Source organism: Haemophilus parainfluenzae (assembly GCF_900450995.1).
GTDB classification, from domain to species: domain Bacteria; phylum Pseudomonadota; class Gammaproteobacteria; order Enterobacterales; family Pasteurellaceae; genus Haemophilus_D; species Haemophilus_D parainfluenzae_O.
Genome location: NZ_UGHY01000002.1, coordinates 881411 through 897677 on the forward strand (window position 1 = coordinate 881411; position 16267 = coordinate 897677).

Consider the following 16267-nt stretch of genomic DNA (forward strand, 5'->3'; position numbering starts at 1 on the left):
TTCAATCCTTAAAGGCGACTGTAAGCCCAATGATTTGTTGGTCCATGTCCATGACCAATATTCAATGGGTGAGATATGGCTGCCGTAATAAAATCTTTAGCTGTTTTTACCGCACTTTTTAATGGTGCGCCTTTAGCTAATTCTGCGGTTAAGCAAGCTGAAAAAGTACAACCTGTGCCGTGAGTATGTGGGGTATCAAAACGCGGGCTTTCTAAAATAAAATGTTCACCATTTTGTAAAAGGATCCAATCTTGGCATTGCTGGCTTTGTGAATTGAGTGAATGTCCGCCTTTAATAATCACATTCTTTGCGCCTTGTTTTTGCAAGTCTAACGCGGCTTGTTGAATGCTGGCTGTATCAGAAATCTTAAAACCAGTTAAAGTTTCTGCCTCAGGAATATTAGGTGTAATCACATCGGCAAGTGGCAATAAATATTTGCTTAATGCGGAAACTGCTTGTTGTTGCAATAAAGGCGCTCCCCCTTTCGCAATCATCACGGGATCAACCACTAATGTGCCGAATGGACGATGACTTAAGAAATCAGCAACACATTCAATAATATCTGCTGTACCAAGCATACCAATTTTGGCACTTGTAATCTGAAAGTCATTTTTGACCGCTTCCAGTTGTGCTTGAATCGTGTTCAGCGGAATTGTGTGAATATCAAATACGCCAAGTGTGTTTTGAGCAGTGACTGCAGTAATCACTGAAGTGCCAAAAACACCCTGCATTTGAAAGGTTTTCAGATCCGCTTGAATTCCGGCACCACCGCCGCTGTCAGAACCTGCAATAGTCAATACTTGTGCAATGTTAGACATATTTCACCTCCGCATTTTGTTCTATTAGATCAGGTGTTAAGGCCACCAATTTATCAAGTAAGCGAATTTGGAACTGCCCAACTTGCGTGGTTAAGTTTTTAGCCGCAAGCTCCCCTGCAACGGTGTAAGCGGCACAGGCTTCGACTGTTGCAGAAAAATGATTACCTTCATCAACGGCTAAAAATGCTGCGCATACTGCACTTAATAAACACCCCGATGCGGTGACTTTGGGGAATAATGGCGTGCCGTTATGGATGGTAGCTGTTTGATTTCCATCACTGATAATATCGACTTCTCCACTAATCAACACCGTACAGTTATAGCGTTGTGCAACACGTTGAGCAACTTCTTGTAGATTTGTTTTACCTTGTCCTGCATCTACGCCTTTTGCTTGCCAGTCTTCACCAACAATCGTAGCTAGCTCACCTGTATTACCACGAATTAAGGCAAATTTCACTTCAGACAGTAACTGACAGATAGTTTCGCGTCGGTAGCTCGTAGCACCCACTCCAACAGGATCAAGCACGACAGGAATACCGATTGAATTAGCCGTTTTACCTGCTAATAACATAGCCTCTCGTTCTTTACCGATAAGCGTGCCGATATTGATTACCAATGCTTGGCTGATTTGGGGCACTTCAACCATTTCCTCTATGTTTGCTGACATCAATGGTGATGCTCCTAATGCAAGTAAACCATTGGCACTAAAATTTGCTGCGACAATATTGGTAATATTATGAATCAACGGATTCTGTTCACGGATTTTTGATAAATAAACTGATTTCATTTCATCCCTCCATTTTTATGCTAAATCTAATCCCATTTGCCAAAATTCGATTTCCATTCGAGTGGCGGTGGTAAAAATCTGTTGGATATTAGCGAGTTGAGAATCATTAAGTGGCTCACAAAGTGCGGTAAGAAAATCAACCGTTTCTTGTGCGGCTTGTTGATATTCTGCTGCTGAGTATGCGTCAATCCACGCTTGATAAGGATTGCTTGGTAGTTTTGGATAATTTTCTGTAATGTAGCGGGCGACTTGTGAGTAACCTAAAGCACAAGGCGTCACGGCGGCATAAAGTTCTGGTAAGCCGCCCGTTATTCCACAATCAAGCAGGTAACGTGTATAGGAAATGCATGCCGCACTTTCGGCTGTTTGGAATATTTCCTGTTCACTAATTTCCCATTGTTGGCAGTAATCCAAATGTAATTGGATTTCTTGGCAAAGAATGTCGAGCGTTTTACGCGGCATGTCCATTTCGGCAAAATTTCTTGCCTTGAAGACGCCTAAGGCAAAAGCACGGCTGTAATGGAAAAGATAGATGTAATCTTGTTTTAAATAGTGTTGAAAACAAGCTTTTGGCAAGGTGCCTTTTGCAAGTTGTTGCACAAATTCATGCTCAACATATTGCTTCCAATAAGGTTGCGCTTGCTGAATGAGTTGGTTAATCATCATTTTCCCTTATTGTAATTCAACAGCATAGTCTTTCAATTCAAGTGTTTTTGGAATCAAGCCTTTTTGATGCATAAATTCCGCCATTTGTTGATAACGTTTGACATCCAATTGACGAGGTTTCGTTGCTAATAAAGGCAAGGTGTCTTTCCACGCTAATTGATTTAATTCTGTATTGAGTTCTTTTGGTTTATAGTTCACAAAAGATTGCCATGCTTCATCTGGATGGCTTTGTAGATAGGTTGTGGCTTGTTCAAGTGCGGTCAAAAAAGCGGAAATTTTTTTAGAGGCAAGATTGTTTTTGTTTGCGACTAAAATCAATTCATCATAAGCTGGCACACCATATTGCTCTGGGAAAAATGCCAGGCCTTCTTGTTTTTCTAAATGGATCTGATTCAGTTCGAAATTACGAAATGCCCCGATGACCGCATCGACTTGTCCTGTTAAAAGAGAAGGGGAAAGTGACCAATTCACGTTCACCAATTTTACGTCTTGGTTGCTGAGCCCGATGGCGTTGAGCATGGTATCGAGTAATACATCCTCAAAGCCACTGACTGAATAGCCTACTTTTTTCCCTTTCAGATCAGCAAGCGTTTTGATATTGCTATTTTTTAGAACCACTACGCTATTTAATGGGCTGGAAATCAGAGAGCCGACACGCACTAAAGGTAATCCTTCTGCAACTTGTTGATAAAGTTGAGGTTGATAATTAATGGCTAAATCCACTTTTCCTGCTGCAACTAATTTAGGCGGTAATGATGGATCAGCGGGTTCGATAATATCGACGTCTAAGTTATTTTTTTCAAAAAAGCCTTTTTGTTGTGCCACGATGATCGCTGCGTGATCAGGGTTTACATACCAATCAAGCATTAAGCTAATTTTCTCTCTTGCCAAACTGGTAAAACTGGCGCTGAGTCCAATTACAAGACTGAAATAACGGATGATTTTCTTCATTTTTGTCTCCTTTTGTCATGAAGTGTTAAACGTGCCAAATAAAACGGCGTAGTAGCCAATCGATGCTGAAATATAAACAAAGTGAAATTGCCACTAAGATCAGCAATGCGGCAAACATTAAATCTACCTGCATACGGGCGTTGGCGTGAATCATCAAATAGCCAAGTCCTTCTGATGATCCCACCCATTCTCCGATTACGGCGCCAATCGGGGCAACTGAAACGGCAATGCGAAAGCCTGATGCAAATGCAGGCAATGCGGCAGGCAAGCGTACTTTGACTAATAAACGCAAAGGGGAAGGTTTGAACGTTTTGGCGAGATCGAGCCAAGCTTGAGGTGTATTGCGTAATCCATCGTAACAAGCTGCTGTTACAGGAAAATAGATGATGAGTATGGCCATCAGAATTTTTGATGGCATGCCATAACCCAGCCAAAGTACGAGTATTGGGGCGATGGCAAAAACAGGAATCGCTTGAGAAATTACTAAAACAGGTAACAGTAATGACGATATTTTAGGGGAAAAAGAGAGCAATAGGGCAGATGACAATCCGAAAATAAACCCCAATAATAACCCTAAGCCAATTTCAATTAAGGTGATTTGTGTATGTTGCCAAAGTAGTTCTGAATGAGAAGTTAATTGCAGCCATACAGCTTGTGGAGAAGGAAATATGTAATGGGGAAAATCACCGAGTACGTCAATAAGTTGCCAAAGACACAGCAATATAATTCCAATAAAGAGCGGTTTAAGAAGGCTAAGTTTCATCTTTTCCCCTCTAATAACTCGTTCAATAATTGCTGTTGGAGCGTCCACAAATTGTTTTGGTTTAGATCTCGTGGTGCTTTACCTTCAGGTTTTATGACATCAGATAATGCGGGTTGATTAGGCTGCGGTGAACGTAATACAAAAATACGCTGGCTTAAGCGCAATGCTTCTTGAGGATCATGGGTAACTAATAATACCGATTTATTTTTTAGTAGTTCATAGGCCAAGTTTTGTAATTGATAACGACTAATCGCATCAAGGGCAGAGAAAGGTTCATCAAGTAAAACTAAATCAGCGTTTTGCATTAATACTCGAGCGAGAGCCACTCTTTGTTTTTGCCCTCCAGATAATTGAGCACAGTTTTTATGCAGATGCTCTGACATACCCACTTGTTCAAGTAGTGCTTTTGCTTGAAGAGTTGTTTTTGCAGATTTATTCCCAAATAGTACGTTTTCTAATTGGACGTTATCAACAATTGAAAGCCATGGATAAAGGGTATCTTTTTGTGGTAGCCATGCCACTCGAATATTAGGATGAAAGATGATATTGCCTTGGATTTTCCCTTGAGTATCAAGCCCTGCAATGAATCTTAAAAGTGTTGATTTACCTACACCAGAGCAGCCAAGTAAACTGACCCATTCACTCGGTAAAAGGGTTAAATCAAGGTGTTCAAATAGTACTTGCTCTCCAAAAGCAAGACTAAGATCCTGAATATGCACCATAGCATTAACCTAAGGATTAACGACTAAAGGCAACGACAAAAAAGGAATGAAAATAGGTATGAAGAATGAGAAAGTATTTTGGCATATTAGTTTCCTACGTCAGTGCTAACTGTTTCAGGTTCACGGGTATCATCTCAGCCACCTTGTGGCACCCCGACTAAAATTTGAAAGAATTTTATATCGCAATTAAGAATAAAACAATAGGAAATAACATTAACTTTAGTTTAGTTTTTTTGTTTAGTCCTCGAGAGTCAATTTAAGCAATGAAAATAATAAGTTAAATTATAGACTCACTTTTCAAGTGTTATCTTCAACGTTCTAGAAATTACACCTTATCTTGTAAAGTAAGACAACAAAAGTATTTATAATAAAAAAACTAGATTCTCTATAAGCATATAATATATTATTAACCTTTCAATTTGCTTTCCCATAAGTTGCCAGATCATAAAAAATTCTGTCATCATGAATATCCCTTGAATTCAAAGTTCTTCAAAGGTTTTAGTGTTTCAAGTGATAATATTTTTTCTGCAGAAAAGTTATACCATCATCAATCTTGGGCGTACTTTTCTCATCATAAAGGAGAAACTATGTTAAGTTATCGCCACAGTTTTCATGCCGGCAACCATGCCGATGTACTAAAACACATTGTGTTAATGCTAATACTAGAAAATCTTTCGCTGAAAGAAAAAGGCTTCTACTATCTCGACACCCATTCTGGGGTCGGTCGCTATCGTTTAAGTTCTAACGAATCAGAAAAAACGGGCGAATATAAAGAAGGAATAGGCAGACTTTGGGAAAGAACAGATTTACCCGAAGAAATTGCTCGCTATGTGGAAATTATTAAGAAGCTCAATTATGGTGGCAAAGAATTACGCTATTATGCTGGGTCACCAATGATTGCCGCCCAATTATTGCGTTCGCAAGATCGCGCTTTGCTCACAGAGTTACATCCGAGCGATTTTCCATTATTGCGCAATAATTTCAAAGAGTTTAAGAATATCACCACAAAATCAGAAAATGGTTTCCAACAACTCAAAGCCACGCTTCCACCAAAAGAGCGTCGTGGTTTAGTGCTTATTGATCCGCCTTATGAATTAAAAGAAGATTATGATTTAGTGGTGAAAGCGATAGAAGAAGGTTATAAACGCTTTGCGACAGGCACTTATGCAATTTGGTATCCAGTGGTTCTACGCCAACAAACAAAACGCATTTTTAAAGGGTTAGAAGCAACAGGGATTCGTAAAATTTTGAAAATTGAATTGGTGGTTCGCCCTGATAGCGATCAACGTGGTATGACCGCAAGTGGAATGGTGGTGATTAACCCACCTTGGCAATTAGAACAGCAAATGAAATCTATTTTACCTTATTTAACCCAAACGCTCGTCCCTGAAGGTACGGGAAGTTGGACAGTGGAATGGATTGTGCCGGAATAATCCATTCCAAAATCTCGGTCAAAATAACCGCACTTTTAAATTTTAATTTTATTGGAATACAACACTAAACAAAGTGCAATAACCATAATTAAAATCGCGCCTGCAAATAAGATGGTATCAACTGAGCTTTCATGATTCACAATAATCAGGCGCAACATGGCGGTAATCCCCGCATAAATAAAATATCGCAAAGGAAAGTGGTAGCCACTTTTAAAATATTGCACAATAAGACCAATAAAACCGAAATATAAGAAAAACATCACAGCTTGTTCTGCAACATCATAAGGCACTACACTTGATGTATTAAATACCATGATCGCTAACGTATATGTAATTTTAGCTAAAGCAATAATTAACACTAAAGCCAAAGCAATAAGTGAAAAACTTAATACTACTTTTAATACACCGGTAATCACTCGCGGCAGTTTTTCGAGCTCTTGAGATTCTTCCATAAAGTTCCTTTTTTGTTTTTAAATGAAGAAAGGCGCGTATTTTAAAGGAATGTGATTTCGAGGTAAATAACCAAATTTAATCAAATAAAAAGGCAGAGATCTCTGCCTTTTCTTTTTATATAAATAAACAATTACTCATCCAGGAAACTTCTTAATGTCTCAGAACGGCTAGGATGACGTAATTTACGCAATGCTTTCGCTTCAATCTGACGAATACGCTCACGAGTTACATCAAATTGTTTACCCACTTCTTCGAGTGTATGGTCGGTATTCATATCAATACCAAAACGCATACGTAATACTTTCGCTTCACGAGGTGTTAAGCCTTCTAACACTTCATGAGTCGCTACTTTTAAGCTTTGTGCGGTTGCAGAATCTAATGGCAATTCAAGAGTTGAATCCTCAATAAAATCACCTAAATGTGAATCATCGTCATCACCGATTGGGGTTTCCATAGAAATAGGTTCTTTCGCAATTTTAAGCACTTTACGAATTTTATCTTCTGGCATGCCCATGCGCTCAGCAAGTTCTTCCGGTGTGGCTTCACGTCCCATTTCTTGTAACATTTGACGAGAAATACGATTTAATTTGTTAATCGTTTCAATCATATGAACAGGAATACGGATTGTACGTGCTTGGTCCGCAATGGAACGAGTAATGGCCTGACGAATCCACCAGGTTGCATAAGTAGAGAATTTATAACCACGGCGATATTCAAATTTATCTACCGCTTTCATCAAACCAATATTCCCTTCTTGAATTAAATCCAAGAATTGTAAACCTCGGTTGGTATATTTTTTCGCAATAGAAATGACTAAACGTAAGTTGGCTTCAACCATTTCTTTTTTCGCACGGCGAGCTTTTTGTTCACCACGAGATACAGCATCACAAATCTCACGCATTTGTTGGATGGTAAGATTGGTATTTTGCTCAATATTCGCTAAGTTATCTAAAGATAAACGGATGCGCTCTTCATATTTTGGTAAACGTTTTGCCCAAGCTTTCGTTGATTTTAATGCTTTTGCTACCCATGCATCACTGCTGCCATTAGTAATAATCAGTGCCTCAAATTCATCTTTTGGCATGCCCGCAATATCAACCAATACTTTTTGTAGTTGACGCTCTTCTGAACGTACACGCTTCATCATATTCTTCATTGATAAAACAAGTACATCGAATTGTTTAGGCACTAAACGGAATTGTTTAAAAATATCTGCGAGTAGAGCAATTTGATCTTTTGCGCGTTTACCACTGCGTCCGTGTTTTGCAATAGCTGCTAATGTTTTAGTGTGTTGCTCTCTTAATGCTGCAAATCTTTCACGCGCTACTTCAGGATCGATGCTGTTATCTGAATCACTGTCATCAGAACTTGAGCTGCTATCGCTTTCATCTTCTTCATCGCTCTCATCATCAATGTCTGCCGAAGATTCAGCACTTTCATCTTCATCCGCAAAATTTTCATCAATGTTTGCAGTATCCTCTTCAGAAACATTTGGATCCACAAAGCCTGTGATTAAATCAGCTAAACGATAATTACCCGCTTCAACTTGATCATAATTATTTAATAGCTCTGTTAACGCTTCTGGGTATGCTGCAATGGCGGTTTGAACTTCATCAATCCCTTCTTCAATACGTTTTGCAATGCTGATTTCATCTTCACGGGTAAGAAGATCAACGGTACCCATTTCACGCATATACATACGCACAGGATCGGTTGTACGACCGATTTCAGATTCCACATTGGATAAAATCTGCGTTGCTTCTTCCACTGCATCTTCATCCGGAATCGTGTCATTCAACATCATTTCATCACTTTCCGGTGCTTCATCAAGAACCGGAATACCCGCATCATGCTGTAAAGTCTGCAACAACTTATCGTAATATTCCGGATCGATCACATCTTCCGGAAGTAAGTCATTAATCTCCGCATAGGTTAAATAACCTTGCGTACGCCCCAATTCCATAAGCTGTTCAATTTGTTCTGAATATTGCTCTGCGGTAGATTGTTGATTTTGTTCCATTTTTATTCCCGTTTTGCGTTATTTTTGGAAGATAAAAGCCCTTGTTTTGAACAGGAGATTTTACCATTGTTATGACGGATTAACTAACTGCTTTTTCTGCTCTTCTTTTCCCTTGAGCAAGTTCACTAAAATTGCTCGTTCTTGATCAGTTAAGCCTTCCGCTCTTTCTTTGGCGATAAGCATTTCAATGTCACGTTCAATTGCTTGAATATTCAATCGACGATAGTTTTGAGAGAATGCATTAATGATTTCTAAGTCGTCTAATAGATGATCCCAAGACGCCAATATTTCAAGGGGCTTGCTGAATTCTGTATCGCGAAAATATTCTAAAATTTGCCCTGTTGTAATGCCTTCTCGTTCACGGCAAAGTGCGGTCAATTTTTCGAGTAATTCGTAACCTGCCTCATGCTTTAAGGCTTGTAAACCCACATCCGAAATGCGATTCACTAATTGTGAATTCTGTAATAACAGCGAAATCACCACACGCATTGGCGTTTTCTTAATTGTTTTTTGTGGCGTTTTAGGTTTGGGTTCAGCTTTGTCTATTTGATTTGGAATTAAGCTTTCAAGCTGTGATTGATCAAAGATCCCGAGCTTTTGTGCCAACATATTGCGTAATGACAAGCGCAACATATCACCAGGAATTTGACGAATTAAAGGCGCCGCCAGCGCTACTAACTTGCCTCGTCCTTCTTGCGTCGAGAAATCCACCTGCGGACTTAAATGCGCGAATAAGAATTCCGTGAGAGACTGAGCTTGATCAATATATTCTTCAAACTTTTCTTGACCATATTGACGAATATAAGTATCCGGATCTTCTCCATCCGGCAGGAAAATAAACTTAATTTGTCGTCCATCTTCCAGATAAGGTAAAGCGTTTTCAAGTGCGCGCCACGCGGCATCACGCCCTGCTCTATCGCCATCATAGCAGCAAATGACTTGCTCTGTTGAACGGAACAATAATTGAATTTGCTCCGAGGTCGTCGATGTACCAAGGGAAGCCACCGCATAATTCACACCAAATTGCGCCAATGCCACCACATCCATGTAGCCTTCAACTACCAGTAATTTTTCTGGCTCATCATTGATTTGTAAGGCTTCATACAAACCATAAAGTTCATTACCTTTATGGTATGTAATGGTTTCGGGTGAGTTTAAATATTTGGGCTTTTCATCTGTTAAAACACGCCCCCAAAAGCGACCGTACGACCACGTTTATCTCGAATCGGAAACATAATGCGATTACGGAATTTATCGTACACATTGCCACGATCATTGCGAGAAAGCATACCTAAATCAAACAGCTTTTTCTGTTCTTCTCGATTTTTACCGAATTGACGCAACACCGTATCCATCACATTGGGCACATAACCGAGTTGAAAACGAGCAATAATTTCTGGCGATAAACCACGTTGCTGAAGATAGCTTTGAGCAGGAATATTTAGCGGGAGTTGAGCTTGATAAAACGATGCAATCTCTTGCATCAAATCGTATAAATTACGTTTTGTTTGATAGCTCACATCCGGTTTATTACCGAATTGATTTGAGCGTTTTTCATAAGGCACTTCAAGCCCTGCCGAAGCAGCAAGTTCTTCAACGGCTTCAACAAATTCTAATTTGTCATAATCCATTAAAAATGAAATGGCATTGCCTTTCGCGCCACAGCCGAAACAATAATAGAATTGTTTTTTTTCACTTACCGTGAAGGAGGGTGTTTTTTCGTGATGAAACGGACAACAAGCTTGATAATCTCGTCCCGCTTTTTTGAGTTTCACACGCGCATTAATCACATCGACAATATTCGATTTTGTGAGCAGATCATCAATAAATTGGCGTGGAATTGAGCCTTTCATTGCCTTGCCTCCTTGAATACGATGCGAAAGTGCAGTTGATTTTGCGTGACTTTTTTCGATGAGTTTAAAGCAACAAAACCGTGATACCAAAAAGGTTTCACGGTTTGTCTTAACTCGAGTTAGAAAATACTACAAATTAGTATAAACGGGTATTGCGCGCGTTTTCGCGAGCATTACGTTTAGCGTGACGTTTAGCAAGCGTTGCTTTTTCACGTTTACGGATTGTAGTTGGTTTTTCATAGAATTCACGAGCGCGAACTTCCGCTAAAATACCAGCTTTTTCGCAAGAGCGTTTGAAACGACGTAAAGCTACGTCAAATGATTCGTTTTCACGTACTTTAATTACAGGCATAAGCCAATCACCTCAATGAGTTTAATTTAATTGCAATTTTAAATTTTTATTACTGCCGAATGAACGGCAAATTCAATAAAGGACGCAATTCTAATCGATCTTCCCCGCAAAAGCAAAGGAAAGATCGCCTATTTGCTGAAAATTTGGCGTTTAAACTGGTTTAAGCAGGCTAAACAAGGTAAAATCTCTGTCAATTTTTTTAATAAAATGAGAAGAAAATGCGTATTTTAGGAATCGAAACCTCCTGTGATGAAACAGGTGTCGCGATTTATGATGAAGACAAAGGCTTAATTGCCAATCAACTCTACACGCAAATAGCCTTGCATGCGGATTACGGCGGTGTGGTGCCTGAACTGGCTTCCCGCGATCACATTCGCAAAACCGCACCATTAATTAAAGCCGCATTAGAAGAAGCCAATTTAACCGCTGATCAAATTGATGGTATCGCCTATACAAGTGGCCCAGGTTTAGTGGGCGCATTATTAGTGGGTGCAACGATCGCGCGTTCACTGGCTTATGCCTGGAATGTGCCGGCTATTGGCGTACACCACATGGAAGGCCACCTACTTGCGCCAATGCTTGATGAAAGTCGACCGCACTTTCCATTCATTGCCCTCTTAGTTTCAGGTGGACATACGCAATTAGTGAGCGTTGATAGTGTAGGTAAATATGAAGTTATTGGTGAATCTATTGATGATGCGGCAGGTGAGGCTTTTGATAAAACTGCAAAATTATTAGGGTTAGATTACCCTGGCGGTGCGGCACTTTCACGTTTAGCCGAAAAAGGATCGCCGGATCGTTTTGTATTTCCACGCCCAATGACGGATCGCCCTGGCCTTGATTTTAGCTTTTCAGGTTTAAAAACCTCAGCGGCTAATACGATTAATCAGACGATTAAGCAAGAAGGTGAATTAACCGAGCAAACCAAAGCCGATATTGCTTTCGCTTTCCAAGATTCCGTCGTGGATACACTCGCAATTAAATGTAAACGTGCCTTAAAAGAAACCGGCTATAAGCGTTTAGTGATTGCTGGCGGGGTGAGTGCAAACAAAAAATTACGTGAAACCCTTGGCACAATGATGAAAAATCTTGGTGGTGAAGTGTTTTATCCGCAACCTCAATTTTGTACCGATAATGGAGCCATGATTGCCTATACAGGCTTTTTACGCTTAAAACAAGGTCAGCATAGCGATCTCGCCATTGATGTTAAACCTCGTTGGGCAATGACTGAACTCCCTGCAATTTAAGGAAAAAATATGGAAAATATGATTAAAGTGAGAGCTATGCGTGCAGCCGGTATCGCTTGTTTTTTAGTGCTCGCGATTATTGGCGCATGGATTTTTACCACACCAAGTGGTGATATCGTTAGCGCGCTTTCAGCTGCTGGAAAAATGGTTGGTGGTGGCGCAACTTACGGTACCTTTATGCTAGCAGCCTGTCCACCTGTTGCAGGATTTATTGCCTATTATTTCTGGAAATGGGTGATTAAATAATGGCAAAACTCTATTTTTACTACTCTACGATGAATGCGGGCAAATCAACCACGTTGTTGCAGTCTTCCTATAACTACCGTGAACGCAATATGAACACCATGGTTTATACGGCAGCCATTGATGACCGCTTTGGAGCAGGCAAAGTCACTTCACGTATTGGTATTCATGAAGATGCGAATTTATTTACATCAACGAGTGACCTTTTTGCCGAAGTGAGCCAACGTTTACAAGAAGAAAAAATTCATTGTGTTTTAGTTGACGAAGCCCAGTTTTTAACGAAACAACAAGTGTATCAATTAAGCGATGTCGTAGATAAACTGAAAATTCCTGTGCTTTGTTATGGCTTGCGTACCGACTTCCAAGCTGAACTTTTTGAAGGCAGTAAGTATTTACTTGCTTGGGCAGATCAACTAGAAGAATTAAAAACAATCTGTTATTGTGGACGCAAAGCCAATTTCGTTTTACGTTTAAATGAACAAGGTGAAGTCATTAAGGAAGGGGAACAAATCCAAATTGGTGGAAACGACTCTTACCTTTCGGTTTGCCGCTATCATTACAAAGAAAAATGCAGTCAGCTTTAACCTCGTTTTTCAATTTTATACTCGGAGGACAATTTTATGCTAAAAAACAAAACATTCGGCAGTGCCTTAATCATTGCAGGCACGACCATCGGAGCGGGGATGCTCGCGATGCCATTAACCTCTGCCGGTATTGGTTTTGGTTACACCGTTTTCTTATTGGTCGGCTTATGGGCACTTTTGGTTTACAGTGGTTTGCTTTTTGTTGAAGTGTATCAAACTGCCGATCGCTTGAATGATGGCGTGGCGACTCTCGCGGAGAAATACTTTGGCATCACTGGGCGTGTCTTAGCCACCTTTAGTTTGCTCATTTTACTTTATGCCCTTTCTGCAGCCTACATCACTGGTGGTGGTTCATTATTATCAGGTTTACCAACCGCTTTTGGCTTTGAAAGTCTTTCCTCCGAACTTTCAATCATTTTATTTACCGTCGTACTCGGTGCCTTTGTGGTTGTAGGTACAAGAGGCGTTGATGGTGCCACTCGCATTCTGTTCATCGGTAAATTAATTGCCTTTGCTTTCGTGTTATTCATGATGTTACCCAAAGTATCTGTCGATAACCTGATGGCCTTACCTTTAAATTATGCTTTCGTGATCTCTGCAGCACCAATTTTCTTTACCTCCTTTGGCTTCCACATCATCATGGGCAGTGTAAACAGCTATTTAGATGGTAGTGTTACTCAATTCCGTAAAGCAATTTTAATTGGTACAGCGATTCCACTCATCGCTTATTTAGTGTGGCAATTAGCGACTCACGGCGTATTAAGCCAAAATGAATTCGTGCAAGTGTTACAAGCGGATCCAACCCTTAACGGCTTGGTCAATGCAACACGTCAAATCACGAACTCCCACATCATGGGCGAAATCGTGCGTGTATTCTCTGCACTTGCATTAATCACTTCTTTCCTAGGTGTGATGCTAGGGGTATTTGAAGGTTTAGGCGATTTATTTAAACGTTACAAATTGCCACACAACCGTTTAACACTGACTATCGCCGCCTTCACTCCACCACTTGCATTTGCCTTGTATTATCCTGAAGGTTTTATTGCCGCATTAAGCTATGCAGGCTTACTCTGTGCGTTCTACTGCTTGATTTTACCTATCGGACTAGCATGGAAAACACGTCAATCGAATCCAAATCTGCCTTATCGTGTAATCGGTGGTAATGTAACTTTAGTGATTGCATTAGTTATTGGTGTAGCGATTATGATCGTGCCATTCTTAATTCAAGCAGGCTATTTACCTGCAGTAGCGGGTTAAAGTGCGGTCAATTTTAAGCGTGTTTTTTAGATAAAAAATGGGGCGTAATTTTTACGCCCCATTTTGTTTTCTAACCGTTTAATTATGATTGAATTTCCGCAAGGAACTCTTCTTCCGTTAAAACAGCCACGCCTAATTCTTGCGCTTTTGTCAGTTTAGAACCCGCCGCATCTCCTGCAATCACGAAATCTGTTTTCGCTGAAACCGAGCCACTCACTTTCGCCCTCATGTCTTGTAATAAGGCTTTAGCTTCATTACGTCCCATTTGAGTTAAGGTTCCGGTTAACACAACCGTTTTGCCTTTAAAGCGGTTTTCTATGACCTCTTTGGTTTCCACAGTTTCCCAATGTACGCCTTGAGCGATTAAGTCATTCACTACCGCGACATTATGTGCTTCATGCCAAAACGCCAAAATACGATTTGCCACTACTTCGCCCACATCAGGTACTTGCTGTAAAGCCTCTAAATCTGCATTTTGCAATGCTTCGAGGGTTTTGAAATGATTGGCTAAATTCAATGCCGTTGCTTCACCCACTTCACGAATCCCTAAAGCAAAAATAAAACGTGCTAACGTCGTATTTTTCGCTTTTTCAAGGCTGGCTAAGGCATTTTCAGCAGATTTTGCGCCCATTCTTTCCAAACGAGTCAGTGTGGTTAAATCTAACTTGAATAAATCGGCTGGCGTATGAATTAATTCACGATCCACCAACTGCTCAATTAATTTACCCCCTACGCCATCAATATCCATTGCCTTACGAGAAACGAAATGTTTAAGCGCTTCTTTACGCTGTGCTGCACAGAATAAGCCTCCAGTACAACGTGCAACGGCTTCGCCTTCAATACGAACAATGGCCGAATCACATACAGGACAAGTTTTAGGGAAAATGATCGGTCTCGCATCTGCTGGGCGACGGTCGTGTAATACGCCGATAATTTGTGGATCACATCTCCCGCTCGACGAATCACTACCGTATCGCCAATAGCAATATCCAAGCGTTCGATTTCATCGCCGTTATGTAATGTGGCATTACTTACCGTTACCCCTGCCACAAATACCGGTTCCAATTTAGCCACTGGAGTAATCGCCCCCGTTCTGCCCACTTGGAATTCCACATCATTTAGGCGAGTTAATTCTTCTTGTGCGGGGAATTTATAAGCAATTGCCCAACGTGGCGCTTTGGAAATAAAACCTAATTTCTCTTGTAACGCAATATCATTGATTTTCAGCACGGTACCATCAATATCGTAGCCAAGAGCACTACGTTTATTTTGAATATCACGATAAAAATCCAACACTTCATCTGTGCCGTTACATAAACGGATTTCTGGGTTTACCGGAATCCCAATAGACTTCAACCATTGCAAACGATCATAATGCGTATTCGGCAAATCAACCCCTTCAGCAATACCAATACCATAAGCATTCAATACCAATGGACGCTTACTCGTAATTTTGGGATCAAGCTGGCGCAACGAACCTGCGGCTGCATTACGTGGATTAGCAAAGGTTTTCTCGCCTTTTTCTAAAGCCTGTTGATTTAAACGCTCAAAGCCTTCATGTGGCATAAACACTTCGCCACGCACTTCTAAACATTCCGGCTGATTATCCATTAAAAGTTGCAAGGGAATATTTCGAATCGTACGGATATTCGCGGTAATATCTTCCCCTGTTGTTCCATCACCGCGAGTAGCTGCTTGAGTCAGTATGCCATTTACATACAAAATACTTACCGCTAAACCATCTAATTTAGGTTCACAACAGAAAGTGAGCGGTTCAGGCAAACGAATAAGACGATCTTCAATACGTTTTACGAATGCATAAAATTCCTCGTCTGAAAAGGCATTATCTAAAGACAGCATTGGAATTTCATGACGAATTTGTGTAAAACCAGAAAGCGGTTTGGCGCCCACACGTTGAGTAGGTGAATCTGCCGTAATGAGTTCAGGATATTCAGCCTCTAAGGCTTTAAGTTGATGAAATAAACGGTCATATTCCGCATCAGGAATGGTTGGGTTATCCAACACGTGATATTCATATTCATAACGACGAAGATCCTGACGTAATGTATCAATTTGTTGCTGAAGGCTCATAATGTTCTCTAACGGTTTACTCATTGA

At 40.4% G+C, this 16267-nt stretch carries 14 protein-coding genes, 2 pseudogenes and 1 riboswitch; of the genes and pseudogenes, 5 read left to right on the forward strand and 11 right to left on the reverse strand.

From position 1 onward, the window contains the following. Positions 1–8 precede the first annotated feature (8 nt). Genes thiD through DX522_RS04480 form a run of 6 tightly spaced genes read right to left on the reverse strand, consistent with a single transcriptional unit; the run spans position 9 to position 4707 of the window. On the reverse strand, positions 9–818 hold the full coding sequence (gene thiD / locus DX522_RS04455) for a bifunctional hydroxymethylpyrimidine kinase/phosphomethylpyrimidine kinase (protein WP_115179967.1): 810 nt from the start codon (positions 816–818) through the stop codon (positions 9–11). Beyond that, positions 811–1605, reverse strand: a complete 795-nt coding sequence (gene thiM, locus DX522_RS04460) for a hydroxyethylthiazole kinase (RefSeq protein WP_115179968.1) — start codon at positions 1603–1605, stop codon at positions 811–813. Before thiM ends, thiD begins: the two co-directional genes overlap by 8 nt. 15 nt (positions 1606–1620) lie before the next feature. After that, complete coding sequence (tenA, locus tag DX522_RS04465; RefSeq protein ID WP_115179969.1) at positions 1621–2268, reverse strand: thiaminase II; 648 nt, start codon at positions 2266–2268, stop codon at positions 1621–1623. Between the two features lie 9 nt (positions 2269–2277). Beyond that, positions 2278–3222, reverse strand: a complete 945-nt coding sequence (locus DX522_RS04470) for an ABC transporter substrate-binding protein (RefSeq protein ID WP_115179970.1) — start codon at positions 3220–3222, stop codon at positions 2278–2280. A 25-nt stretch (positions 3223–3247) separates the two neighbouring features. After that, the gene (locus DX522_RS04475) at positions 3248–3985 is read right to left on the reverse strand and encodes an ABC transporter permease (RefSeq protein WP_115179971.1); all 738 of its coding nucleotides are present in this window, start codon (positions 3983–3985) and stop codon (positions 3248–3250) included. Further along, a complete protein-coding gene (locus tag DX522_RS04480) occupies positions 3982–4707 on the reverse strand; it encodes an ABC transporter ATP-binding protein (protein ID WP_115179972.1) in 726 nt (241 codons plus the stop codon). Before DX522_RS04480 ends, DX522_RS04475 begins: the two co-directional genes overlap by 4 nt. A gap of 74 nt (positions 4708–4781) precedes the next feature. After that, positions 4782–4873: riboswitch (TPP riboswitch) on the reverse strand. A 421-nt stretch (positions 4874–5294) separates the two neighbouring features. On the opposite strand from DX522_RS04480, the gene DX522_RS04485 reads away from it, so the two are divergent. Beyond that, on the forward strand, positions 5295–6140 hold the full coding sequence (locus DX522_RS04485; protein WP_115179973.1) for a 23S rRNA (adenine(2030)-N(6))-methyltransferase RlmJ: 846 nt from the start codon (positions 5295–5297) through the stop codon (positions 6138–6140). A gap of 35 nt (positions 6141–6175) precedes the next feature. Here the strand turns inward: DX522_RS04485 and psiE are convergent, their stop codons facing one another. The 4 genes and pseudogenes from psiE to rpsU all read right to left on the reverse strand — a co-directional run bounded on the left by psiE (position 6176) and on the right by rpsU (position 10818). Next, entirely contained in the window at positions 6176–6592 is a 417-nt protein-coding gene (gene psiE, locus DX522_RS04490; protein WP_115179974.1) for a phosphate-starvation-inducible protein PsiE, read from the reverse strand. 131 nt (positions 6593–6723) lie between these two features. Next, entirely contained in the window at positions 6724–8613 is a 1890-nt protein-coding gene (gene rpoD / locus DX522_RS04495) for an RNA polymerase sigma factor RpoD (protein WP_115179975.1), read from the reverse strand. A gap of 69 nt (positions 8614–8682) precedes the next feature. Further along, positions 8683–10466: pseudogene (dnaG, locus tag DX522_RS04500) on the reverse strand (DNA primase). A gap of 136 nt (positions 10467–10602) precedes the next feature. Continuing rightward, complete coding sequence (gene rpsU / locus DX522_RS04505) at positions 10603–10818, reverse strand: 30S ribosomal protein S21 (protein ID WP_005694732.1); 216 nt, start codon at positions 10816–10818, stop codon at positions 10603–10605. Positions 10819–11036: 218 nt separating this feature from the next. Between rpsU and tsaD the strand changes: the two genes are divergently transcribed. Genes tsaD through DX522_RS04525 form a run of 4 tightly spaced genes read left to right on the forward strand, consistent with a single transcriptional unit; the run spans position 11037 to position 14149 of the window. After that, positions 11037–12065 carry a tRNA (adenosine(37)-N6)-threonylcarbamoyltransferase complex transferase subunit TsaD gene (tsaD, locus tag DX522_RS04510; protein ID WP_115179976.1) on the forward strand — a complete coding sequence of 343 codons (1029 nt, stop codon included), beginning with the start codon at positions 11037–11039 and terminating at the stop codon, positions 12063–12065. 9 nt (positions 12066–12074) lie between these two features. Then, positions 12075–12311 (forward strand): hypothetical protein, encoded by a 237-nt coding sequence (locus DX522_RS04515; protein ID WP_049357145.1) that lies wholly within the window; start codon positions 12075–12077, stop codon positions 12309–12311. Next, a complete protein-coding gene (locus DX522_RS04520) occupies positions 12311–12892 on the forward strand; it encodes a thymidine kinase (protein ID WP_115179977.1) in 582 nt (193 codons plus the stop codon). The genes DX522_RS04515 and DX522_RS04520 overlap by 1 nt, the downstream gene beginning before the upstream one ends. Positions 12893–12928: 36 nt before the next feature. Continuing rightward, positions 12929–14149, forward strand: a complete 1221-nt coding sequence (locus tag DX522_RS04525; protein WP_115179978.1) for an aromatic amino acid transport family protein — start codon at positions 12929–12931, stop codon at positions 14147–14149. Between the two features lie 82 nt (positions 14150–14231). Here DX522_RS04525 and ligA read toward each other — a convergent pair. Then, a pseudogene (ligA, locus tag DX522_RS04530) lies at positions 14232–16240 on the reverse strand (NAD-dependent DNA ligase LigA). Positions 16241–16267: the final 27 nt, after the last annotated feature.